Here is a 22,512-nt window from a genome sequence, read left to right on the forward strand (position 1 = left end):
ATATGCACCAGGTGACGAGGGTCTATCAAGCAGGAGAGTATAAGAGAGACAGATGGGAAGAAGAAGACCTTCTGAACTTCTCTAAGTACTTAGATGAAGAAAAAGATGGGGCGATTATTCTTGAAGGAGAGAAAGTGGTCCGGGAGCTAAAACGCCTGCCTGAAACGGAAGAGAGCTTCGGCCTGATTCATTCTGATATTCATCCGGGCAACTTCTTTTATCATGAAGGGCATATTCATATCTTTGATTTTGATGATAGTACGTATCACTTTTATGTGAGTGATGTAGCGATTCCTGTTTACTATCCAGTGTGGTGGAAACATCGCGGCGAGTCTCTTGCTGTGAGGTCGAAATACGGAGAGAAGGTCCTGTATCATTTCTTGGTAGGATACCTTCAGGAAAACCGTCTTGATCTGGAGTGGATCAAGAGGATTCCACACTTCTTGAAGCTCAGGGATATTGAGCTTTATACCGTTTTTCAAAAGAAATGGGACCCTCGGAATAGAAGTGAGCAAGAGCAAGAACTAGTGGACGGTATTCGTAAGCGAATTGTTCATGATGAGTCGGTTGTAGACTTGGATTATGAGAAAATATATAAACGAGCTGAACAAGAGATTGCTAAATTGAATAGATAAAAGCTTTAGAGGTGATTCCGTAGTGGGGATCACCTCTTTTTTAGTGGTGACGCGGGTGGATAGTTGGAGCTGGTCTAGACTTGGTCTGTTATGTTGCTGATTTGAGCCGTAGCGTTCTCGCTCAAGTCGTCCGAACCTCCACTTGAGCCGTCCGCCCAATCCAGTCTATCTCCTCAAATTTATTTTTTCTCTTTCTTTTCTGAAAATTATGTATTGTCACTCAACTATAAAACTCGTATACTCATCATCACATTCTATTTACGGAATCTTCCTTGCGGGTGATTCCATATACGTCTTTATACATAATTTTGAAAGTAGGTGGAACGAATGAACGCAGTAGTAGCAAGTTTAATCATGGTCGGCGTTTTAGCCGTTGGAGAGATGGTGTCCTTTAAGACACGGGCAAAGCTTCCGAGTTTGTTGGTGGCATCGGTTCTCTTCTATGTATTAGTTCAATCCGGAGTGGTTCCATCGAATATTATTGAATCCACGACACTAACCGCAATCGGTACGGTAATGATCCCGATCTTGCTTGTGCATCTTGGGACAACGGTTCCGCTTGAGGGGTTAAAGCAACAATATAAAGCGGTTATCATTTCGTTGACAGGTCTTGTGTTTTCGGTTCTCTTAATCTTGTTTGTGATCCCGATCTTCTTTGACTTTGAATCAGCCGTAGCAGGTGCGGGGCCTCTGACAGGCGGCTTAATTGCTTATCTTGTCACGTCAGACGCACTGAAGGAGATGGGCTTTGAGAATCTAGTGACGATCGCAATCTGTGTTTATATTTTACAAAAGATTATGGGCATGCCCGTAACATCTTACTTATTAAGAAAATACGCGTATCACTTTAAAGAATCAGGCGCGGCAGAGCGTCATATGGCGGCTTCTGTTGTAGCGGATGCGAGCTATGAAGATGAGGAAGCAGAAGCAACAGATCAGGAATCTTCTAAACGTTATCTACTACCTCAACATTATTTAGATAGTCCGTTTATCTTGTTATTCATGATCTTAATTGCTGGTACGATCGCTTATGGACTTGGGGAAGTAACAGGCATTCACCAAAGTATCTATGGCCTGATCATTGGTATTGCTGGTTCTTACTTTGGAATCTTCCCGCCAAAAGCGCTAGAGCGCGCGAACGCATTTGGACTTGCGATGGTGAGCTTACTTTTAATTGTGCTTGGTTCACTGGCTGACGTGACGCCAGCTCAAATCTGGAACGTGCTTCCGGTCATCTTCTCTGTTATTGCAATCGGTACGGCAGGACTTGTTGTTGGTGGCTTTATCGCATCAAAATTCCTGAAATGGCATCCGTACAAAGGGATCTCTGTTGCGCTAACGGCGCTTTACGGATTCCCGGCGGATTATCTTTTAGCTCAAGAGGTTAGTCGTAGTGTTGGTGAAACCGAAGAAGAACAAAATGCAATTTTTGATGATATTTTATCTCCGATGTTGATTGGCGGGTTTGTATCCGTGTCATCAGCTTCAATCATCATCGCGAGTGTATTAGTGAAATTACTGTAAGGGGAGTGTCTTGAAATGAAATTAACGCTAATCAAGAATGGAACAGTCATAGATGGAACGGGCGGAGAACCTGTAAAGAAAGCCATTCTTATCCGCGACAATCGTATCGAAGCGCTCGGACAGCCGAGCGAACTACCAGAACCAAGTGATGGTAATGTCGTGGATGCACAAGGGGGTTATGTTCTTCCGGGACTTATTGATACCCACGTTCATTTAATGTTCGAGCTAGAGGACGGTAATGATACGGTCGAGGAACCGTTTTCGCTTAAATTTTACAAAACGGTTCACAATATGAAGAAAACGCTAGACGCTGGGATTACAACCGTGCGGGACTGCGGCTTCACAGATGCGGGTGTGAAAGATGCGGTGCAAAAAGGTCTCGCACAAGGTCCCCGTATGCAGCTGAGCATTGTGCCGATGACGATTACAGGCGGTCACGGGGACAAATGGATGCTGTCAGGGATTGACAATTCGCAGCGGAGCTACCCTGGCATGCCGGATGGTCGTTGTGACGGTGTTGAAGAAGTGCGGAAGAAATCGCGTGAGATTTTACGCGCTGGAGCGGATGTGCTAAAAGTACACGCAACAGGCGGCGTATTCAGCCCTACCGATCATCCTGAATTTACGCAGTACACGGAAGAAGAGCTTCGCGTTATGGTTCAAGAAGGTGAATACCGACGCGGTACAAAAGTGATGGCCCACGCTCAAGGGGCAGAAGGAATTAAGAACGCTGTTCGGGCAGGGATTCATTCCATTGAACACGGTATTTTCTTAGATGATGAAGCGATCGAGCTAATGCTAGCGAACGGGACGTATCTTGTACCAACGTTACTGGCTCCGCTATCTGTGATCGAAGCGAGCGAACGTTCTGATAAAATTCCAGAATATGCAGCTCAAAAAGCCAAAGATGTGTACAAGCAGCATAAAGAGAGTATCGCAAAAGCCTATCAGGCCGGAGTGAAAATCGCGATGGGTACAGATGCTGGCGTGATGCGTCACGGAACGAACCTGCGCGAACTTGGCCTCATGGTCGATGCGGGCATGTCCCCTGAAGACACGATTAAAGCAACAACAAAAGTCGCAGCCGAGTGCATGGGCTGGGGCGATGAGCTTGGTACGTTAGAAGAAGGTAAGCTCGCTGACTTGATCGTTACGAAGACAAATCCGTTGAAGAATGTTCGAAACCTCGAGAAGCAAGAGAATATTGCGTTTGTGATGAAAGACGGGAAAGTGGAGAAGGATCGGTTGAAGAAGCCTGTGAGAGTGTAAAGATGGAAGGTTATTCCGGATGGGGCAGGTAGCCTCGTCCGGTTTTTTGTATGTTATAATGGAAAAAAATGAAAAAGGATGAGAGGATGGAGGTCCTGTTTACGTTTTTAATCCTGTTTGCTCTAACGTCCTCGTTTAATATTTTATTTAAAACAACGGAAAAAGAAGCATTGGGCTATTTCCTTTTTACTTAGTGTTGGTTTGTCCGTTATTATTACAGCGTTTCTTGGGTTCAGGCCCCAGTAATTCTCATTAAGTAGAAATTAACAAGCATTTTTGCACTCGATCACATCCTTATGGCAGATGTGATCTTTTTTTGCCCTTAAAAGCGAGAAAGACTACTAATTTAACCTTTGTTCTAGAGTCTTCTCTATATAATTGAGGTAAACATACATTTTAATAGGGGAAGGAGATTTGTCCAACCAACACCTCTTTAAATACATATATTGGAATATAAAATGAAAGAGGTGTTAAAAATGAAAGAATTTATTAGAAATTTATTCAATTCTATCAATTCTGAGCAATCTGACTCAGAAAAGCTAGAAGAACAGCTGAAAATGCGAGAAGAGTTAGTAGGAGCTGTTCAGGAAGAGTTGGTTCCAATGAAAAGGCAAGGAAGCGTAGCAATCCAGCAAGAGTCAGGCGAAGATTGTAGTATGACAGAATGTAGTTCTGAAGCAGAGGTGTGTTGTAGTGTCATTGTACCTCCAGGATACGATTTCCTCGGATCTACCCCAGATTTAGCGTTTAATACAGACTGTTTAGATTGTCGACTTGAGCCTTGTACCTTACCCGTAGAAGCTGAAAACCCTTGTAATAGGGAAGAGATGATCCAAGGTGTAATGGAAGTTAAACGTATCAGAGTGACAGGTTGTATCCCTTATTTAGTGTCACATTATGGGGCTAGGGGCAATGGTATAAGAACGTATAACGGCATTGGATTTTTACAAGGAATAGCAGAACGTTGTTGTCAGGGAACACTTTGTGTAGATCAATATCTATGCGTATTACCTGATGACCGAGAAGAATGTATAGATTTATCACAGACTGTGGGAAGAGCTGTGGTTGAATCAATCCAAGATATCCCTTGTGGAGAGGACCCTGCAGGAGGTGGCACTCTTGTGACTATCAAAATTACGTTTACCTTCCCGTCTTGTAATCAAGAACCAGCGGCTTTTACTCAATACAGAGCTAGTAGAAGTACTATTTGCCAAGACGGTACTGGAACTCCTGATAGCACAAGTTTATTCGGTTATGTTGTTGATGAAAACGGTACACCTGTTGAAGGAGCAATGGTTTCATTTACGGTAGATGACCCAACGCTAGGTTCAGTGTCTCCAAACCCTGCGATGACTGATTCAAACGGTAGATTCAATGCTACTTTTTCAGCTGAATCAAATTCAGGGACAGCTACTATTACAGCTGAAGTAAATGGTGTTGAACAAGATGTGAGTATTACCGTTCAGGACTGTTCATAGTGTCTTGAGCTTGAAGAAGAATATCAAGAATATAAAATAGAAGATCATAAAATAGAGCGCTCGGAATGTTAGTTTCGAGTGCTTTTTTTATTCCTGGATGCTTTCAGAAATGTAACCGCATTTAAGAGGAAGTAAAAACATTATCTATCAGAATAATAAATAAAAAAGGTAAATGGATAATTGTTACTAAAAGCAGGTGGAGCTTGGGTTAAAAGCGAAAGAAGTATAGTGGATAGTATAATTATTTAGGAGGAATCAACCATGCTACATTTCCCTAAGCCAGATGTTGAGCAATTTTTTCAAACGTACGGAATTCAAACGTTTGCTGTAAGTCCGGATGAAACGCAGCTTGTCTTTAGTACGAACTTAAACGGTAAGTATAACGTATGGGGGATGGATTTACCGAATACATTTCCTTACCCGTTAACGTTTCATAATCAAAGTACGGATGTGCTTCTTTATGATGGGAATGGAGACTATATGTTGGCCGTTAGTGATGAAGATGGAGATGAAAACGGTCAGATTTATGCCATCCCCTCACAAGGGGGAGGGCTTAAGCCGGTTCGTAGTGTTGAAGGTGCCAAGCATTTTGACCCTATGCTTTCTGACGACGGGAAGCGCCTATACTACACATCGACCAAAGATGATCCTACCTTTATGAAATCGTACGTGTATCATCTTGACACAGATAAGGAAGAAATCATTTTACACGGGGATAAAGGATCGACAGCCCTCATTGATAAGAGTCCTTCAGAGAAGCGCTTCCTTTATTTTAAATTTTTCGCTAATACCTATAGCCTTGCCTATGTGAAGTCTGACGAAGAGGACTTACTTCTTACACCAGAAACAGAAGATCAGCATACGGTCTCTGGAGGCGTGTTTGTGTCAGAATCTGAAATTTATCTGCTTACGAATTACGATAGTGACTTCTCTTATTTAAGTAGATATAACATAGATACGAAGACTTTCGAAAGAGTACTTAAGCTTGAGAAGGAAGATTTAGTGGATGTGAAGTTTGACCAAAAAACGGACTCCTTGTATCTCGTTAGTCAAAAAGGTGTCAGGACTTATTTGTACAACTACGATATAAAGAACCAACGCGTAGAGCGAATAGAAGCACCTGTCAGCATTATAGATGAGATCGTCGTCGCCCGTTCCGGTAGCATTTACGTGCGCGGGAATGATGCTACGGTTCCTATGAATATCTATAAGAGGGAAGGGGAGAACTGGGTTACGCTTACTAATTTCGGTGTTCCTGGAGTAAAAGAAGAAGAATTGGTTGCCCCAGAAGTTGTGACCTATCCGTCCTTTGACGTGCTTCCGATTGAGGCGCTTTTATATCGACCGAAAAAAGAAGTAGATAATGGGCACACGATCCTTTGGCCACACGGAGGGCCTCAGGCAGCGGAGCAGGCCAAATTCCGTTCCTTATTCTCGTTCCTTGTGTATTCTGGCTATACGTTATTTGCTCCTAATTTCAGAGGTTCAACAGGATATGGGCTAGAATTTATGAAAAAAGTTGAGGGAGACTGGGGTCACGGCCCACGTCTTGATAACGTAGCTGGATTAGAGTGGCTGCTCGAGCAAGGCTACGCTTCTCGTGACAAGATCTTGTTAATGGGCGGGAGCTACGGAGGTTATATGGCATTATTGCTTCATGGCCGAAACGGAGACTATTTTAAAGCTGTGGTCGATATATTTGGGCCAAGTGACTTATTTAGCTTTATCGATTCTGTCCCTGAACATTGGAAGCCGGCGATGGCTCAAATTGTTGGGGACCCAGTGAAGGATAAGGAGAAGTTAACAGAAGATTCTCCTATTAAATATGTTGATTCAATGACAAAACCTATGCTCGTTATTCAGGGAGCTAAGGACCCTCGTGTCGTACAAGCTGAATCGGATCAGCTTGTGGCTGCCTTGAAAAAGAAGGGTCGCAATGTGGAGTATATTGTGTTAGAAGATGAGGGTCACGGGTTTTCGAAGAAGGAAAATGAAATGATGGTGTACCGGAAAGTGCTGGAGTTTTTTGAGCAGCATGTTGGGGTTGGGGCAGTGAAGAGTTAGTGCGTTGGTTGTCTGGCCGCTTTTAGGTGGTGTCCCGCCGGTCTGGGGGGCGGTCAAGCCACTTCAACGCGTTGTCCAGTCACTCTAGCTAGCGGTCCAGCCACTTTAGCGCGTTGTCCAGTCACTCTGGGTAGAGGTCCGGCCACTTTGGTGCGTTGTCCCGTCACTCTGGGTAGCAGTCCAGCCACTTTAGCGCGTTGTCCTGTCACTCTGGATAGTGGTCCGGCCACTTTGGTGCGTTGTCCAGTCATTCTAGTCAGTGGTCCGTCCACTTCCCCAGGTATCCCGCCACTATAGTTTGAACGCTTAAGAAAGTGCTCTACGTTCTAACACTAGGTATTAAATCTACCATTCACACAGAAAGCTTCGATTCTAACATTAGAATCGGAGTTTTTTGTCTCCTAGTATACATGTGTTTTAGGTCGGTTGATATTAATGCTAGTGTGAAAAGGCTTTCCCTGTTGTCTGACTATTTAGCGGTGAAAAATGGATCTTGTCATACAAGATCTTCCTCTTTATAATTTGTATGTACCTTGTTTAATAGAATCGTTATGTAAAGATGGTTATACACCTTAACAATCAGACTTTAATAGATAAGGTTGTATCGGTTGACTGGCTCTCTAATGAAAGGATGAGACTCTCTTATAAGGGGAGTCTGATGGATTTCAAAGGAATGGCTGGTTCTATATTGAGGAGGAACATGCTTATGGCATTAACAAATGAGGGAGATTGGTTTACCAAATTTGTAAACGTATTTATGGGCGTAATTGGTATATTGTTTGTATCCGCGGCGCTTGATGGAACGATCAAACTTTCAATCTATGAATGTATTGGATACCCGCTAGCTGCGATTTTCTTTGCATGGGCAGGGCGTAAAGCATCGGGAAGTGAGGCAGGTAAATCTGCTCGTTACTATGCGGTTAGACTGTTACCGATTGTGATGATCGTTATTACTTATTATACAGACCAGGCACTTGGTGGGACACTAATTAAAATAGAAGAACCGTGGAATGCCTTTACGGCTCTCATTATCGGTGTACTGCTAGTTTTATATTTTGCGAGATGGATCGGCTTAGCATACAGTGTGATCATACTAGCTCTGGCGTTTGCGTTTGAATTGTTTGTAGATGCGTTTGAATTCGCGGATGACGACTGGAATGTATATATGTACGTCGTGTCTCTCGTTCTCATCTTCATCCTGCTGGGTAAGACAAATGACAACAACAGTGCCAATATGTAAGAATTCCCCTACTCGTTATGACACTTGTCATAACGAGTTTTTTACTTTCAGGAGAAACGGTGCTTTAATGCTGTGCAGGGGAGAAGGGTGCCAGGCACGCTTTAGTACTGTGCAGAAAAGCAGGGTGTCTGACACCCTTCAGTGCTGTGCAGTGATGAGGTGGGGCGTTTGTGTTGCGGTGAGTAGTCAGAAAGTTTATACTTTTTTCGAATTCATTTGTGAAGGGGTGAGAGTATGGAGAAGTTGTTGAAGACGTTAACGGAACTTCATGGGCCTAGTGGGTATGAGCAGGAGGTTTCGTATTACATACAAGAGAAGATGAGGTCTGTGCTTGATGAGGTGACAGTGGACGGCATTGGTAATGTGACGGCTCGTGTGAAGGGGAGTAAGCCAGGCCCTACCGTTTTAGTGACGGCTCATATGGACGAGGTTGGTTTTATTGTGAAGAAGATCGAACCGAATGGTCTTCTAAGGTTTGAGAAGCTTGGCGGGCATGATGACCGGATCTTACTTGCTCAGAAAGTACGAGTCAAAGGTCGTTATGGGTTAAAGCGGGGAGTTATTGGGACAATCCCTGCGCACTATCAAAAGTTTGATGATGCAGGACGCGTGCGTAAGCATCATGAACTGTATATTGATGTTGGTGCTCGTTCGAAAGAGGAAGTTGCAAAGCTTGGAATTGATGTGGGCAGTACGGTGACGTGGGCGTCAGAACTTGAGTATTTAGGGGATGAAGAGACAGGTCGGTTTGTTGGAAAGTCACTTGATGACCGGGCAGGCTGTGCTGTGATAATGAAACTGGTTGAGGCGCTTGAGGATCGTGATTTTGCCGGGGAAGTTGTCGCTCTCTTTACCGTTCAGGAGGAGGTTGGACTTCGGGGAGCTCAAGTTGGTATGGCGCCCATTGAATGTGACGTTGCAATCGCCCTTGATGCGACAGTGACGAGTGACACGCCAGAGGCCTTGCTCGATGACACGCTTCAGCTTGGGAAGGGAGCAGGCGTTAAGATTCTCGATATGAGTTTAATCGCTCATCCAACTGTTAAAGATCATTTTATACAGATAGCAGAGAAAGAGAGCATTCCTTACCAGCCAGAACTCTTCACAGGCATCGGAACAGATGGAGGAGCCATGGCGCTTGCGAATAAAGGCGTTCCGACTGGCGTTCTCTCTATTCCTTCTCGGTATTCCCATGCGCCGGTGGAAGTACTAGATATGGAAGATTTGAAGGCTGTAGAGCAGCTGTTACTGGCTTTTGTGAAAGGGAATGATGAAGAGTCGGCGTTTGCATTTTAACAACATGAGAGGAGGGAGAAGATGAACGTTCTCATTATTAACGGGCATGAGTATTACGAACATTCCAAGGGACGTTTGAATGATACGATGTTTGAAGCGTTAACCGATTTCTTTCAGCCTGACTTTTCGGTGAAAACTAGCATCCTTAAAAATGGTTTTGATAAAGAGGAAGAGCAGAATAAAGTATTCTGGGCTGATCTTATCATTTATCAAACGCCCATTTATAATTACAGCGTTCCTGCGCTCTTTAAGAAGTATATTGATGTTACACATGAGCACGGCGTGTACTTTACCGGTGGCACAAAAGAGTATGGAATTGGAGGAGGTTTATTAGGTGGGAAGCGCTACATGTTCTCAACAACATGGAACGCACCACGTCAAGCTTTCCACAACGAAGACCAATTTTTCGAAGGGAAAGGTGTGGATGACATCTTGTTTCATCTCCATTTAAGTCATAAGTATGCGGGGATGACGAGGGTGGACACCTTCTCTTGTTTTGATGTAAAAAAGCATCCAGACATTGAGCAGTATCGAAAAGATTTGGCAGACCATCTAAGGAAACATGTTTTGTCATAAGTTTTTTCTAAGCCTAAGAAGGAGTAACACCTTGTTAGGCTTTTTTTTCAACGATCACGATCGAATACGCAACTATTGCCCTAGAATTTTGGAGAAAATAAAAGATAAAAGGTCCATCGTGCCTCAGGTAAGTAGACACCTTCTCTTCCTACCTTTACAATAGAAGCAATACCCTACGTAAAAGGAGAACGGATATGAGATTAAACGACAAACAGGAAGAAGCAGCGGCGCATTTACAGGGACCGATGCTCATTATTGCAGGAGCAGGTAGTGGAAAGACGACCGTTTTATCTCATCGAACGAAGCGTATGATCGATACAGGAGTAGATCCACGTTCGATTATGATGTTAACGTTTACGAATAAAGCTGTGCGCGGACTGCAACAACAAGTGGCAAAGCGTGTAGGAGAAGAAGCGGCAGGTCATGCGTGGATATCCACATTCCACCGTCTTGGGCTCCATATTACAGGGGAGGCTGACCCTACGCTTGTGACCCTTCACCCTGCTGGATCACGACAGGTGTTAAAGAAGATCGTCGAAGGGATGCACGTTGACGAAGAGGATGAAGACTTTGCGCGCCCGGCTAAGCTTCTTTCTCTTATTTCTTTGTTTAAAAGCGAGCTTGTTTTGCCTTCGTATTTATACGATGGGGAGACGTTAGATGAGTATATCGACAGCAGTCGTGTGAAGCGTATGATCCGGGACCAAATCGGTACAAGAGGGCGTTTTGATCTGTTCCGAAAAGTGTATCATACGTATCAATACATTTTAGATGAATATGGCCAGATGGATCTTGATGATATTTTGTTAAAAAGCGTCTGGTTCTTAACGGAGAGTGAGGATTTATTGGCTGAGCTACAAGGGCGTTTTCAGTACTTTATGATCGATGAGTTTCAGGATACGAACCGTGCCCAGTATGTATTAGCTCAGTTGCTATCTGAACATACGCGCAATTTAGCGATCGTTGGGGATGATTTTCAGTCGATCTATGCGTTCCGCGGAAGTGACATGCGGAACATTTTAGACTTTGACAAGCACTATCCTGATGCCTTTACGGTAAGACTTGAGGAGAATTACCGCTCGACGCCTGTCATATTAGAAGCGGCCAATCAGCTTATCGCCCATAACCAGGACCAGAAGGAGAAGACCCTATTCACTGGCCAGGAAGAAGGGGAGCGGCTCACGGGGTATCGTGGTGAGACTGTTCAAGATGAGGCGAAATGGGTGTCAGGTGAGATTAAACGTCTTGTGAATGAAGAAGGATATAGCTATCAGGACATCGCGATTTTCTATCGCAGCCATTCTGACGGGAGTCTCTTTGAAGTGGTTCTGCCTGAAGAGGAGATTCCATTTACCGTTGTGAAGGAAGGGAGCTTCTTCGAGCGAGAAGAGGTAAAAGATCTTCTTGCTTACGCCTCGTTTGTCACCGACCCTCACGACACGTATTCGTTAAGGAGGATTATCAATACTCCGAAAAGGGGAATTGGGAAGGCATCTGTTGATCGAATCGTAGAGGCGAAGACAGAGGATGTTGATTTTATTTCGCTCCTTGTAGATGGAGATTTACCTGGCGTAAAAGGGAAGTCATTAGAGCGTGCTCGTGATTTTGGCAAGCTTGCTGCGAGACTTCAGGACGGAGTTTCAAAAGTTGGCGTTGCGAAGTGGCTTAAAGCTTGTCTTCAACTGAGTGGTTATGACGAGATGCTTGAAGGGCTTGAAGAAGGGCAGCGACGTGAGAAGCGGATCCATCTTGATAAGTTAGTTGAATTAGCTGGAGAGTTTGAAGCAAGCGAAGAGGCTCTTACGCTAGATGACTTTATTGAGCGGGTGAAGCGTACCGACGTCGATGCAACATTAACGGAAGACGAGGACTTTGACCGTGTGCAGCTATTAACGGTTCATGCTTCAAAAGGACTCGAGTTCCCGGTTGTATTCGTCGTGGGTATGAAGGAAGAAGGATTTCCTTCTCCGTATGCAGCGAGTCCATTCGCAATCGAAGAAGAGCGCCGCATTTGTTACGTGGCCTTTACCCGAGCTAAAGACCATTTGTATCTTTCCTATCCAGCGAAAAAACAAGAAAAGAACGAAGACGGTGAGAAAGTGGAAGTCGAAACGACACCATCTCGCTTCCTATCCGAATTCGATGCCAGCCTTATTAACTGGATGGAATAAAAGGACTGTACTACAGTAAAGAACAAAAGCGTGCCAGACACCCTTTGCTACATTAAAGCAAAGGTGGGTGTCTGGCACGTTTTGTATATTACTCGTTTATTTCAGATTGGTCTAAGTATTTGGAATCAAAAGCGATAAGCACGACATCTAGTTCTTCTTCAAGTTTCTTCAGTTCTTGTAGCTTTTCCTTTGGCAGATTAGCGTAATCAAAATCCATTAGGATCAACTCCTTTACCATTAGTATGAGTCGAGCCACTGCACTTATACTTCAATCATACAGCCTAAAATCCTTCATCAAACTAAAGCGTGCCAGACACCTATCAGTGCTGTGCAGAACTAAAAGGTGTCAGACAAAAAGTATACGATTCCGTAAAATTTGTTATAATTCTGTAAATTTCATAGATTCTAGTGAAAGCGATTTGATATACTAGTTTTGGATGGTCTTTTCAATTTTGGAAATGATGATTTGAAAGGCCAAATACATAACATGAGAGAGGTAGAGTTACATGGGGAAAACTCACAAAACAATGGTCGCGTCTTTAGCTGCGACTACGGCTGTAGCGGCTGCGATGGCGGCTCCAGTTTCTGCAGATGCTAAAGATTTCAGTGATGTATCCGATCGTTATACGGATGCTGTGAACTTCTTGCTCGAGATGGAGGCGACGAATGGGTATTCTGATACTGAATTCGGAACGCATATGGCCATCAAACGTGTCGATGCAGCGGTTTTACTTGCGAATGTTTTGAAGCTTGATACAGAAGACGTTGAACCATCCGGTTTTACAGATGTACCAGATCGAGCCAAGGATGCCGTTAGTGCATTAAAAGCAGCAGGCATCACAAATGGTAAATCTGAAACAATGTTCGGTTCTCATGATGAAATCACCCGCGGCGAACTTGCCATTTGGATTGAGGAAGGGTTTGGCTTAAAAGGGGTACACCAACTTCCTTTTAACGATGTAAATGATCGCTATAAAGATGCAGTTGAAGCTCTATTGGCAAACGGTGTGACAGAAGGAGTTTCAGAAGAAGCTTTCGGTACAGACCAAATGGCTAAGCGCGGAGACTACGCTATTTTCCTAAAACGAGCATTTGACGTGATGGACGAGCAGGACGGCAAGTTTGAACTGCCTATTATGCACACGAACGACACCCACGGTCACATCGAAAACATCGCCAAGAAGAAAACAGCCATTGATATGTATCGTGAAGACAACCCTGAAGCTCTACTTCTTGACGCAGGTGACGTTTTCTCAGGAACGCTTTACTTCCAAGAGTTCCTTGGACAGGCTGACCTTGAATTTATGAACTTGCTCGACTATGATGCGATGACATTTGGTAACCATGAATTCGACCTCGGTAAGAGCGAGAACGGTCACAAGGCTCTAGCTGATTTTGTAAAAAATGCAGAGTTCCCATTTGTGGCAGCAAACGTAGATTTCTCGAAAGATCCATTGTTTGACGACATGAATAATGGCGACGAAGTCTCATCTACTCCAGAAGACGGTGAAATCTACGGCGGAATCGTAACTGAAGTTGACGGAGAGAAGGTTGGGATCTTCGGTTTAACAACAGTAGAAACGCCAGATATCTCAAGTCCAGTCGACATAGCCTTCGAAGATTACATTGCAAAAGCTGAGAAAATGGTGCAGTCCTTTGAAGAACAAGGCGTAAACAAAGTTGTAGCTCTTACTCACCTTGGCTACAACGATAACATCGACTACGATAACGACGTAGCCCTTGCTGAAGAGGTTGACGGCATCGACATCATCGTTGGCGGTCACTCCCACACAGAGCTGAAGCCGATGATGCTAGACAAAGACGAGCCGACTGTTCTTGTTCAAACAGGAGAATACAGCGACAACCTCGGAACGCTTGAAGTTGAATTTGATGAGAATGGCGTTGTGAAAAACTTTGCTGGTGAACTGATTGAACTTGAAGGCCTAGAAGAAAATGCATGGTTCGCAAATAAACTAAAGCCTTACACCAAACAAGTGAATGAAATTAAAAATGAAGAAATCGGCGTATCTACAGACGTTGTGTTAAACGGTGAGCGCGCAAGTGTCCGTACAGAGGAAACAAATCTTGGTAACTTAATCGCTGACGGTATGCTTGCAAAAGCGCAAAGCGTAAACCCAGATACACAAATCGCTGTAACAAACGGCGGAGGAATTCGTGCTTCCATCGACGAAGGTCCAATTACGCTTGGTGAAGTACTGACGGTTATGCCGTTTGGTAACGCACTTGGAATTATGACGCTGACAGGTGCTGAAGTGGAAGAAGCTCTTGAGCACAGTGTCTCTATGGCTCCTGAGAAATCAGGTGCGTTCCTTTCTGTCGCAGGCATGAAGTTCGAATACGACAGCAGCAAGCCTGCTGGTGAGCGTATTGTAGACGTTCATGTTGAAACAGAAGACGGTTTCGCTCCACTTGAAGCCGACACAGAGTATAAAGTCGCAAGTAACCTGTTCACGATCCAAGGTGGCGACGGCTACAAGACATTTGAAAAAGCATATGAAGAAAACCGCGTAAGTGAGCCAGGATTCATGGACTACGAAATCTTCGTAGACTACCTGCAGTCCCTAGGTGACACTATTTCACCAGAAACAGAAGGCCGCATCACAGACAAAGCCGGCCAGTAAGATGCATAGTAGGGACAGGTGCACTGTCTAAAAAAAGGCCCCTCCGCGAAGGAGGGGCCTTTTGAGTCTTCTAAAACAAATCAAACAAAAAAACCTTCTACTCCCTATTAAAGGAGTTAGAAGGCTTTTAGTCAGGCACCGACTAAATACTGGTCCACCCATTCATAAAAGTAATCATAAGCTTCATCAATGGATGTGGCAGTAAACAAATAATGATCCTTTTTGGGCTGGTCATCTTCTGAAAGGAAGACGCGCCATCCTGACTTATTCCATAATCCTACAGCTTCAAGATTCAATTGGTTCTTATAGTACCCGATGTAAATCTTGTTATCTTCCAATGGTTTCACCTCAGATTACTAATTGCTGTGTACTTTTTTCTCTGCAATCATATCTTCTAAACGTTCTTTTTGAGAGATTAAATCTTCAACTGAGATGTCTTGGCTTTGCACTTGTTGAAACGTGTTGGCTGATGGTTGCTGTGCGTTCATCATACCAGGGTTTTGGATAAGCTGAGACAGCTGACCTTGGTTTTGTTCATATAAACGATACCCAACTGCTCCTACCACTGTACCGGATACAAATCCCATTAAGAAATCTTTATTCATCATACGAATCATCCTCCTGTAAAACTAATTTTTTATATAATAAAAGCATGTTTGCTTCTATAAGCTTCATTTAAAATCTCGATAACGTTTACCGCCCATGTTACTGTAGCGACGTGCAAAATGTTGCCAACGCCAAGCGACAGCATACTTACAATTCCCGTAAGAACATCCGGATGGCGGAATTTGTGCTCGCCATGTGATAAAACGGTATAAGCCGTTGAGATGACTACTGCATAGTCTAGAAGGCCAGGCACACTGCTTCTTTTACGAGTGTAAGCAAGAAGTAGCAGAAACCCTGTAACCATCGATCGCAACACATCCTTGCGAAGAGATGGCTTCATATTGACCATTAAGTTATCAAGAGGATCGAACCGGGTTTGTTTAAAAAACAAACTAACAAACCGCAACAATACCTTCTTATTGATTAACTCGTCATTGTATTGAAGAATCATGGATTGAATACGAGGTTCAATCCGTACACTGATAATTCCTTTAATCGACGAAAACATATCCCGAATCTGAGTATAATCCTGCTTGTCATAAAGTGCTGGGATATTTAGGCGGAGTCGACCAGGTATGTCGTGGATGATGGTAAAGGTTCTTTCCATTGACCTCTCTCCTCCTGGAATAGTAATTTCGTACTGTTCATAACTACGCCAATGGTTGCTGCATTATGAATAGCGGCACCCACGATTGGAGCTATTAAGCCAAATGCACCAAGCAAGATGGCAGCACTGTTTACAACAATGGTCATGGTGAAGTTTTGTTTAATCGTATGCATCGCTCGCTTTGAGAGGTCTAAAACATCCGCTAATAGTAAAGGATGGTCTGATGTCAATACGAGATCACTTGCTTCTACCGCTATGTCTGTTCGTTTACCACCCATTGTAGCTCCGATATCAGCGTAAGTAAGGGCAGGAGCATCGTTAATGCCATCTCCAACCATCATGACGTTATAGCCCATAGCTTTATAGTGCTTTACGAACTCTGCTTTCTCATGAGGTAGAACTTCTGCATAATAGTCATCAATTCGAAGAGAATCGGCAACCCCTTTAGCTACTTCATTCTTGTCTCCGGTGAGCATGATGACTTCATCAATGCCACTTCTTCTAACTTGATGAAGCGTTCGCTTCATTCCTGGTCGGATTTGATCATCGAGCACAATTACACCAGCCAAATCACCATCAATCGCAACATAAACGGTATTCGCAGATTTGGCTCTCTTATTTAGAAAGGTTAGACTATTCGTGGAGACCTTTTCCTGAATCAACAACTTCTTGTTGCCAACTAAAATGGTTTTGCCTTCTATTAGAGCTTTAACTCCGTGCCCAACAATTTGTTCAATGTGGTCATGGTCGTGGTCAGGTATACGAAGGTGTCTCTCTCTTGCCTCTGCCATAATAGCTTCAGCAATTGGGTGAGAGGAATGTTCCTCAGCGGAGGCGACATACTGCAAGATGTCTACTTCCGTGTACCCGTTATAAGGGATGATGTTCTTTACAACGGGCTTTCCTTCTGTAATGGTTCCAGTCTTATCTAAGATGATCGTATCAATTTTAGAGAGGTTCTCTAAATACTCTCCACCTTTGATAAGAGCACCGCGCCTGGCTGCTTTCCCAATGGAGGCAGAAATGGCAGTAGCTGTAGAGAGCTTGATGCCGCAAACGAAATCAATGACGAGCATATTCAGAACTCTGTTCCAGTTTCCGGTGGTCAGATAGATTAGACCTGCCAACCCGAAGGAAAGAGGAACCAGCTTTTCTGAAAGCTCATCCGCATAGGATTGAATCGGTGCTTTTTGTTGCTGGGCATCTTCAATCATCTGGACAATGCGGCTCACAGTCGTGTCATCGCCAACTTTCTCAACCTCAAGACGTATATTTCCGCTTTTAATAATAGTCCCGGCATAAACGGTTTCACCGGTAACAACATCACGAGGAATATATTCTCCTGTAATGGAGGATTCATCTACTGTGGCGATTCCTTTTGTCACTGTTCCATCTGCAGAGATCTTCTCTCCTTCAAAAACAGCAATGTGATCGCCTTCATTCACATGCTCAATGCTCACTTTCTTTTCTGAATCTCCACTTACTTTCCATACGTAGGGAACATCAACGTTCATCATATCTCTAACGTAATTTCTCGTTTGATGAGCGGTGAACTCCGTAATCATTTCGCTAAGTGTAGACATAAATAAAACCACCAACGCAGATCTCGGGCTTCCTTTTAGTAGAGAAGCAAAGATTGCTGTGGTGCTAAGTGTATCGGCATTAGGACGCCTGTGTTGAACGAGTCCTGTTGTTCCATTTGAAATAATGGAACGTGAAGCGGCAATACTTGCAACGGCACCAGGTCGAACGAGTTGTTTCCAACCAAGCAACCCTTTTGCAGGGAAGATAAGATCGATCATGAAGGCTCCCAATGTAAAGAGGAGCTCTTGTTTATGCGTCTTGATCGGGCTGGGATTTTTGATGGGCATCGGTTTTAAAATACATAAGAGGTTGTGCGCTCGGATGGACGGACTGTGATGGATTAAAATGGTCTTTGTCTCATGCGTGAATTGTGCTGAACAAACCCCGGGGATCGATCGGTACGTCGCTTCAATTAAAGCAGGGGAGAGGTCGGTGTGTAGTTTGATCCGTGTTCGCCCTGGCATGTGATGCAATAGCCTATGTTTCATCACGATGGTCCACCGTCCTCCTTTAAGATAGTGTAAGCCCAATAGAGCAGGCTGCTTGCGAATGCTGGATTTGCGGCAAAACCTGTTGCTCCTTTAAAGAGGAGCCCCGCTACCAGTAAGGAATCGAGGTCTGTTTTAGCTCCTGTTTTCTTCTTAATCATAGAATCTAGTGAAGATAGACCTTTCTTCATAGAAGTCTTCATTGAAGCTTCCACTTCTGGGTATGTTTGAATGGATGTGTCTACTGCAAGTTGAAGTAGTTCATCAAATTGCTCACTAGTTAAATGAGGCGTGTTGAATTCTAGTAAGAGGCTACCCGTCACGCCTGATGCTTCAACTCTCTGAACAATGGGTACCCAAGAGAATTGCTCTTCTAATGCTTCCGCGATCGGTTCTGCTTTCCAGTGATTGCTTTGAAGGCGAACACGCCCTGGCATGGCGTGTATGACCTGCACATTCTGATCTTTAAGTCGTTTCATGAGTCCCGGAATTGCAAATGAAGCCCCGAGTCCTATTAACGTTTGCATCATGCCTGACTCACTTCCTCAGTAATCACTTCGTTGTGAATTTGCTGTACTTTTTCAAACCACTGCTCGATTTGGCTTTCGTTAACATCGGAAGAAGCATCGTATTCGACAAGTAATGTTCCGGTTTCTGGTGTGTGACGAACAGAACGAATCCGGACTTCTGCTTCAAGGGCGGGGAGGAGGCGATTCACAATTTTCGAGTTACCTTCCCAATAAGGAGAAGCTAGGCGTACGCGTCCTGGTATGTAATGTTTAACATGAATTTGATAGTTCGATAGCATTTTTTCAATTTTTCTAAGGAAGAACATTTGTTTCACTTTTGAAATCATAATAGACTCCTTTGCTGAATCTTTAGATAACTTTAATATTATATTAAAGAATTAGAGGCGGTATTACAAGGATAAAATTTACTATATTTTACAACAAAATTAGAGTTTTTAAGATAGATTTACTAGATTTCTGTGCACAATTGTTGCGCCCATTCATAAGAGGATTGGTTGACGCATATTAGAGCTGAATGTATAGTAGAGATAGATTTACGAAAACGCTTACGTAAAAGCGGGTGATGGAATGAATCCTACTATTCAGGATGTAGCAAGGTTAGCTAATGTATCCATTGCGACAGTTTCAAGAGTCCTCAATAATCAACCAGGATACTCGGAGAAAACGAAGCAAAAGGTGCTTAAGACGATTGAAGAGCTCGGATACCAGCCAAACGCAATCGCGAGAGGTCTTGTGAACCGAAAGACAAGTACAATTGGTGTTCTATTCCCTAGTGTATCAGGGTTATTATCAGCTGAGATTTTACATGGTATTGAAGCAAAAGCGCATGAACATGGGAATAGTGTGATTGTGTGTAATACAGCCGAAAACCGGGAAAAGACGATCAAGTACTTGCAAGTTTTACAGGAGAAGCGAGTGGATGGGCTCATCTTTGTTAGTGAAGCAGTTACAGATGAATACTACGAGATATTCTCTCGTATGGACATCCCTGTAGTGCTCGTTTCCACCGAGTCCTATCACCATCCCCTTCCCTATGTGAAGGTCGATGATCGTCATGCTGCTTATGCGGCTACAAGGCATTTGATTGAAGAGGGTCACACGAACATCGGCATGATGGCAGGAGATCCGGACGATCTAATTGCCGGTTGGCCACGTATAGAAGGGTACAGGTTAGCCATGCGCGAAGCAGGACTATCGCTTGATGATAGCCTTATCGAGCCATGTGAAAGCTTTCAATATAAAGATGGGAAGAGTGGATTCACATCTTTAATGAATCGTCATTCTGAACTGACTGCTATTTTCGCAGCAAGTGATGAACTGGCTATAGGCGCGATTTCAGCAGCTTACAACAAGTCCATTCATATCCCTGACGATGTATCGATCATTGGTTATGACAATTTACTTCTGGCTGAAATGTCAGTGCCACCGCTCACAACGATTGCTCAGCCATTTCAGCGTATGGGGAGCCGGGCTGTTCAAATGATGGTCGATTTAATAAACGGGGAAGATGCAGAATCGGCGATTTTGCCTCATGAGTTGGTTGTTCGTGATTCGGTAAAACGCAGGTGAAAATTTTTTAGAAGTGAACGTAAACGTTTACGTTATAAAAGGGAGGAAATCTAGTATGGCTAAACAATGGTGGAAAGAAAGTGTCGTCTATCAAATCTATCCGAGGAGTTTCAATGACAGTAACGGAGACGGGATTGGGGACATCCCGGGCATTATTGAAAAGCTTGATTACCTTAAAGAACTAGGTATTGATGTCATTTGGTTATCTCCTGTATATGACTCACCAAATGATGACAATGGCTATGACATTCGTGATTATCAAGCCATTATGGACGAGTTCGGAACGATGGAAGATTTCGATACGTTACTTGAGGAAGCTCATAACCGCGGGATCAAAATTGTGATGGACCTTGTTGTCAATCATACATCAGATGAACATGCTTGGTTTGTCGAGTCGAAGTCTTCAAAAGACAATCCAAAGCGCGATTATTATATTTGGAAAGAAGGAAAAGGCGACCAGCCTCCAACGAACTGGGAGTCAGCGTTTAGTGGTTCGACTTGGGAGTATGACGAAACGACAGGAGAATACTTCCTGCACATTTTCTCTAAAAAACAGCCAGACTTAAACTGGGAGAACGAAGACGTTCGTAAAGATGTGTACGATATGATGAAGTGGTGGCTCGATAAAGGAATTGATGGTTTCCGAATGGACGTTATTAACTTTATCTCAAAAGACCCACGTTTCCCAGACGGTGAAGTTCATCCTGGTAAGCAGTACGGTGATGGAGGAAAGTACTTCATGAATGGTCCGCGTATTCATGAGTTCCTTCACGAAATGAATCAGGAAGTACTATCAAAGTATGATGTGATGACGGTTGGTGAAATGCCTGGCGCGACGCCTGATGAGGGAAAACTTTACACAGCGGACGACCGTGACGAATTGAACATGGTCTTTCATTTTGAACATATGGATATTGGCGGCGGAGAGCTTGGGAAATGGACGCTTAATCCTTGGAAACTAACAGAATTGAAATCTATTCTTTCAAAATGGCAATATGCCCTTGAGGAAAAAGGATGGAACAGTCTGTATTGGAACAACCATGACCAGCCACGCGTTGTTTCTCGCTTCGGTAATGACGCCGAGTACCGAAAAAAATCTGCTAAAATGCTCGCAACGTGCCTTCATATGATGAAAGGGACGCCTTACATTTATCAGGGCGAAGAGATCGGCATGACCAACGTTGCCTTTGACCGGATTGAAGACTACGAAGATCTTGAGTCTTTAAATATGTACGAAGAGCGAGTGAATGATTTCGGTGAAGATCCTGGTTCTGTTCTTGAGCGCATTCACCACAGAGGGCGCGATAACGCGCGTACACCGTTCCAGTGGAATTCTGATAAGAACGGTGGATTTACAGACGGGACCCCATGGCTTGCGGTGAACCCAAACTATACGGAGATTAACGCAGAAGAAGCGGTGAACGACCCGGATTCTGTCTTCCATTTTTATAAAAAACTGATCGAATTACGCAAATCGAACGACGTTGTGGTGTATGGACGTTACGATCTCCTTCTAGAAGAAAGCGAAGCCATCTATGCCTTTACGCGTACGCTTGAATCTGATCAGCTGCTGGTATTGTGTAACTTCACAGGTGAAAAGCAAACCGCACAGCTTGATGACTTTTCTGGTAAGCGCGGTTCTGTGTTCTTAACGAACCGAGAAGGGGTTGTTGTTGATGCTGAGGACCTTAAGGAAGTAGAACTAGAGCCGTATGAAGCGATTGTGTTTACAGTAAAATAAAGAGTAAAAGCGTTGGAAGTTTGTTTGAGCTTCCGACGCTTTTTTTATAGCGGAACTTTGAGTGCTCACCCATCAAGCTCCTCATCTTGACGCTGTTTCCGTAAGTAGAAAAAATAAGCGCAAGGGAGAACGCTACACAAGAATATGACACCACCTATCAAAATTCCTGTTCCTATGCCTGTGCTAAGAGAGATGGCGATCCCCACTGCTACTGATATTAAAGTTACGACAATTAAGGAGATTAAAAATCCTTTTCTGGGCGATTTTTTGCTTGGGTATTCGTCGACGCTAATGCTCATGGACAAATAGGCTGAAATAACAGTAGTAATCATGAAAACACTCCACAATGGATTTGACCTCATTTGGTCTAATCCACCTTGAATAACGTCATACCCTAGTATTCCAATGATTCCAAGCGTTTGGATCACATAAGCCGTACGGATATTCTTCAAATTCTTCAACACTAACCGTTCATCTTTAATCTTCTTCATG

At 43.7% G+C, this 22,512-nt stretch carries 21 protein-coding genes; 12 read left to right on the forward strand and 9 right to left on the reverse strand.

Translation table 11 applies throughout. The features are described from left to right. Window positions 1-2 precede the first annotated feature (2 nt). The 5 genes from IMZ31_RS24605 to IMZ31_RS05670 all read left to right on the forward strand — a co-directional run bounded on the left by IMZ31_RS24605 (window position 3) and on the right by IMZ31_RS05670 (window position 6,970). A complete protein-coding gene (locus tag IMZ31_RS24605) occupies window positions 3-635 on the forward strand; it encodes a phosphotransferase enzyme family protein (protein WP_256438021.1) in 633 nt (210 codons plus the stop codon). A 327-nt stretch (window positions 636-962) separates the two neighbouring features. Then, window positions 963-2,159, forward strand: a complete 1,197-nt coding sequence (locus IMZ31_RS05655; protein WP_207529596.1) for a hypothetical protein — start codon at window positions 963-965, stop codon at window positions 2,157-2,159. A 15-nt stretch (window positions 2,160-2,174) separates the two neighbouring features. Further along, entirely contained in the window at window positions 2,175-3,428 is a 1,254-nt protein-coding gene (locus IMZ31_RS05660; protein ID WP_207529597.1) for a metal-dependent hydrolase family protein, read from the forward strand. A gap of 476 nt (window positions 3,429-3,904) precedes the next feature. Further along, window positions 3,905-4,906, forward strand: coding sequence for an Ig-like domain-containing protein (locus IMZ31_RS05665; protein ID WP_207529598.1), 1,002 nt, complete (start codon window positions 3,905-3,907; stop codon window positions 4,904-4,906). 261 nt (window positions 4,907-5,167) lie between these two features. Then, window positions 5,168-6,970 (forward strand): S9 family peptidase, encoded by a 1,803-nt coding sequence (locus IMZ31_RS05670; RefSeq protein ID WP_207529599.1) that lies wholly within the window; start codon window positions 5,168-5,170, stop codon window positions 6,968-6,970. Between the two features lie 53 nt (window positions 6,971-7,023). Here IMZ31_RS05670 and IMZ31_RS05675 read toward each other — a convergent pair whose 3' ends face one another. Then, window positions 7,024-7,242 carry a hypothetical protein gene (locus tag IMZ31_RS05675; RefSeq protein WP_207529600.1) on the reverse strand — a complete coding sequence of 73 codons (219 nt, stop codon included), beginning with the start codon at window positions 7,240-7,242 and terminating at the stop codon, window positions 7,024-7,026. 434 nt (window positions 7,243-7,676) lie between these two features. Here IMZ31_RS05675 and IMZ31_RS05680 point away from each other — a divergent pair, with 434 nt between their 5' ends. The 4 genes from IMZ31_RS05680 (at window position 7,677) to IMZ31_RS05695 (ending at window position 12,253) form a co-directional block, all read left to right on the forward strand. Next, window positions 7,677-8,210, forward strand: a complete 534-nt coding sequence (locus IMZ31_RS05680) for a hypothetical protein (protein ID WP_207529601.1) — start codon at window positions 7,677-7,679, stop codon at window positions 8,208-8,210. Between the two features lie 234 nt (window positions 8,211-8,444). Next, window positions 8,445-9,506: a M42 family metallopeptidase gene (locus IMZ31_RS05685; RefSeq protein ID WP_207529602.1), complete on the forward strand. Its 1,062-nt coding sequence runs from the start codon at window positions 8,445-8,447 to the stop codon at window positions 9,504-9,506. A 21-nt stretch (window positions 9,507-9,527) separates the two neighbouring features. After that, the gene (locus tag IMZ31_RS05690; protein ID WP_207529603.1) at window positions 9,528-10,082 is read left to right on the forward strand and encodes an NAD(P)H-dependent oxidoreductase; all 555 of its coding nucleotides are present in this window, start codon (window positions 9,528-9,530) and stop codon (window positions 10,080-10,082) included. A 194-nt stretch (window positions 10,083-10,276) separates the two neighbouring features. Continuing rightward, window positions 10,277-12,253: an ATP-dependent helicase gene (locus tag IMZ31_RS05695; protein WP_207529604.1), complete on the forward strand. Its 1,977-nt coding sequence runs from the start codon at window positions 10,277-10,279 to the stop codon at window positions 12,251-12,253. A gap of 88 nt (window positions 12,254-12,341) precedes the next feature. Here the strand turns inward: IMZ31_RS05695 and IMZ31_RS24610 are convergent, their stop codons facing one another. After that, entirely contained in the window at window positions 12,342-12,470 is a 129-nt protein-coding gene (locus tag IMZ31_RS24610) for a hypothetical protein (RefSeq protein WP_256438022.1), read from the reverse strand. A 289-nt stretch (window positions 12,471-12,759) separates the two neighbouring features. Between IMZ31_RS24610 and IMZ31_RS05700 the strand changes: the two genes are divergently transcribed. Then, the gene (locus IMZ31_RS05700) at window positions 12,760-14,895 is read left to right on the forward strand and encodes a 5'-nucleotidase C-terminal domain-containing protein (RefSeq protein ID WP_207529605.1); all 2,136 of its coding nucleotides are present in this window, start codon (window positions 12,760-12,762) and stop codon (window positions 14,893-14,895) included. Between the two features lie 131 nt (window positions 14,896-15,026). On the opposite strand, the gene IMZ31_RS05705 is transcribed toward IMZ31_RS05700, so the two are convergent. The 6 genes from IMZ31_RS05705 to IMZ31_RS05730 are packed head-to-tail and all read right to left on the reverse strand — an operon-like array spanning window position 15,027 to window position 19,036. Beyond that, window positions 15,027-15,233, reverse strand: a complete 207-nt coding sequence (locus tag IMZ31_RS05705) for a DUF3986 family protein (protein ID WP_207529606.1) — start codon at window positions 15,231-15,233, stop codon at window positions 15,027-15,029. An 18-nt stretch (window positions 15,234-15,251) separates the two neighbouring features. Beyond that, window positions 15,252-15,503 (reverse strand): hypothetical protein, encoded by a 252-nt coding sequence (locus tag IMZ31_RS05710; RefSeq protein ID WP_207529607.1) that lies wholly within the window; start codon window positions 15,501-15,503, stop codon window positions 15,252-15,254. Window positions 15,504-15,532: 29 nt separating this feature from the next. Continuing rightward, window positions 15,533-16,108 carry an HMA2 domain-containing protein gene (locus tag IMZ31_RS05715; RefSeq protein WP_207529608.1) on the reverse strand — a complete coding sequence of 192 codons (576 nt, stop codon included), beginning with the start codon at window positions 16,106-16,108 and terminating at the stop codon, window positions 15,533-15,535. Beyond that, window positions 16,057-18,180, reverse strand: a complete 2,124-nt coding sequence (locus IMZ31_RS05720) for a heavy metal translocating P-type ATPase (RefSeq protein ID WP_207530312.1) — start codon at window positions 18,178-18,180, stop codon at window positions 16,057-16,059. The genes IMZ31_RS05715 and IMZ31_RS05720 overlap by 52 nt, the downstream gene beginning before the upstream one ends. Continuing rightward, a complete protein-coding gene (locus tag IMZ31_RS05725) occupies window positions 18,180-18,710 on the reverse strand; it encodes an HMA2 domain-containing protein (RefSeq protein WP_207529609.1) in 531 nt (176 codons plus the stop codon). The genes IMZ31_RS05720 and IMZ31_RS05725 overlap by 1 nt, the downstream gene beginning before the upstream one ends. Continuing rightward, window positions 18,707-19,036, reverse strand: coding sequence for an HMA2 domain-containing protein (locus IMZ31_RS05730; RefSeq protein WP_207529610.1), 330 nt, complete (start codon window positions 19,034-19,036; stop codon window positions 18,707-18,709). The genes IMZ31_RS05725 and IMZ31_RS05730 overlap by 4 nt, the downstream gene beginning before the upstream one ends. Window positions 19,037-19,277: 241 nt before the next feature. Here IMZ31_RS05730 and IMZ31_RS05735 point away from each other — a divergent pair, with 241 nt between their 5' ends. Further along, entirely contained in the window at window positions 19,278-20,279 is a 1,002-nt protein-coding gene (locus tag IMZ31_RS05735; RefSeq protein ID WP_207529611.1) for a LacI family DNA-binding transcriptional regulator, read from the forward strand. A gap of 55 nt (window positions 20,280-20,334) precedes the next feature. Then, complete coding sequence (locus IMZ31_RS05740) at window positions 20,335-22,020, forward strand: glycoside hydrolase family 13 protein (protein WP_207529612.1); 1,686 nt, start codon at window positions 20,335-20,337, stop codon at window positions 22,018-22,020. A 65-nt stretch (window positions 22,021-22,085) separates the two neighbouring features. Here IMZ31_RS05740 and IMZ31_RS05745 read toward each other — a convergent pair whose 3' ends face one another. Next, a complete protein-coding gene (locus IMZ31_RS05745) occupies window positions 22,086-22,511 on the reverse strand; it encodes a hypothetical protein (protein ID WP_207529613.1) in 426 nt (141 codons plus the stop codon). Window position 22,512 lies beyond the last annotated feature (1 nt).

The sequence above is a fragment of the Pontibacillus sp. ALD_SL1 genome, from assembly GCF_017355605.1.

Coding starts and splice junctions, on each gene's coding strand:
- IMZ31_RS05730 (WP_207529610.1), bottom strand. CDS start 19,036: ATGATTTCAAAAGTGAAACAAATGTTCTTCCTTAGAAAAATTGAAAAA.
- IMZ31_RS05655 (WP_207529596.1), top strand. CDS start 963: ATGAACGCAGTAGTAGCAAGTTTAATCATGGTCGGCGTTTTAGCCGTT.
- IMZ31_RS05685 (WP_207529602.1), top strand. CDS start 8,445: ATGGAGAAGTTGTTGAAGACGTTAACGGAACTTCATGGGCCTAGTGGG.
- IMZ31_RS24605 (WP_256438021.1), top strand. CDS start 3: ATGCACCAGGTGACGAGGGTCTATCAAGCAGGAGAGTATAAGAGAGAC.
- IMZ31_RS05665 (WP_207529598.1), top strand. CDS start 3,905: ATGAAAGAATTTATTAGAAATTTATTCAATTCTATCAATTCTGAGCAA.
- IMZ31_RS05670 (WP_207529599.1), top strand. CDS start 5,168: ATGCTACATTTCCCTAAGCCAGATGTTGAGCAATTTTTTCAAACGTAC.
- IMZ31_RS05720 (WP_207530312.1), bottom strand. CDS start 18,180: ATGAAACATAGGCTATTGCATCACATGCCAGGGCGAACACGGATCAAA.
- IMZ31_RS05710 (WP_207529607.1), bottom strand. CDS start 15,503: ATGATGAATAAAGATTTCTTAATGGGATTTGTATCCGGTACAGTGGTA.
- IMZ31_RS05715 (WP_207529608.1), bottom strand. CDS start 16,108: ATGGAAAGAACCTTTACCATCATCCACGACATACCTGGTCGACTCCGC.
- IMZ31_RS05740 (WP_207529612.1), top strand. CDS start 20,335: ATGGCTAAACAATGGTGGAAAGAAAGTGTCGTCTATCAAATCTATCCG.
- IMZ31_RS05695 (WP_207529604.1), top strand. CDS start 10,277: ATGAGATTAAACGACAAACAGGAAGAAGCAGCGGCGCATTTACAGGGA.
- IMZ31_RS05735 (WP_207529611.1), top strand. CDS start 19,278: ATGAATCCTACTATTCAGGATGTAGCAAGGTTAGCTAATGTATCCATT.
- IMZ31_RS05690 (WP_207529603.1), top strand. CDS start 9,528: ATGAACGTTCTCATTATTAACGGGCATGAGTATTACGAACATTCCAAG.
- IMZ31_RS05745 (WP_207529613.1), bottom strand. CDS start 22,511: ATGAAGAAGATTAAAGATGAACGGTTAGTGTTGAAGAATTTGAAGAAT.
- IMZ31_RS05680 (WP_207529601.1), top strand. CDS start 7,677: ATGGCATTAACAAATGAGGGAGATTGGTTTACCAAATTTGTAAACGTA.
- IMZ31_RS05660 (WP_207529597.1), top strand. CDS start 2,175: ATGAAATTAACGCTAATCAAGAATGGAACAGTCATAGATGGAACGGGC.
- IMZ31_RS05725 (WP_207529609.1), bottom strand. CDS start 18,710: ATGATGCAAACGTTAATAGGACTCGGGGCTTCATTTGCAATTCCGGGA.
- IMZ31_RS05700 (WP_207529605.1), top strand. CDS start 12,760: ATGGGGAAAACTCACAAAACAATGGTCGCGTCTTTAGCTGCGACTACG.
- IMZ31_RS24610 (WP_256438022.1), bottom strand. CDS start 12,470: ATGGATTTTGATTACGCTAATCTGCCAAAGGAAAAGCTACAAGAACTG.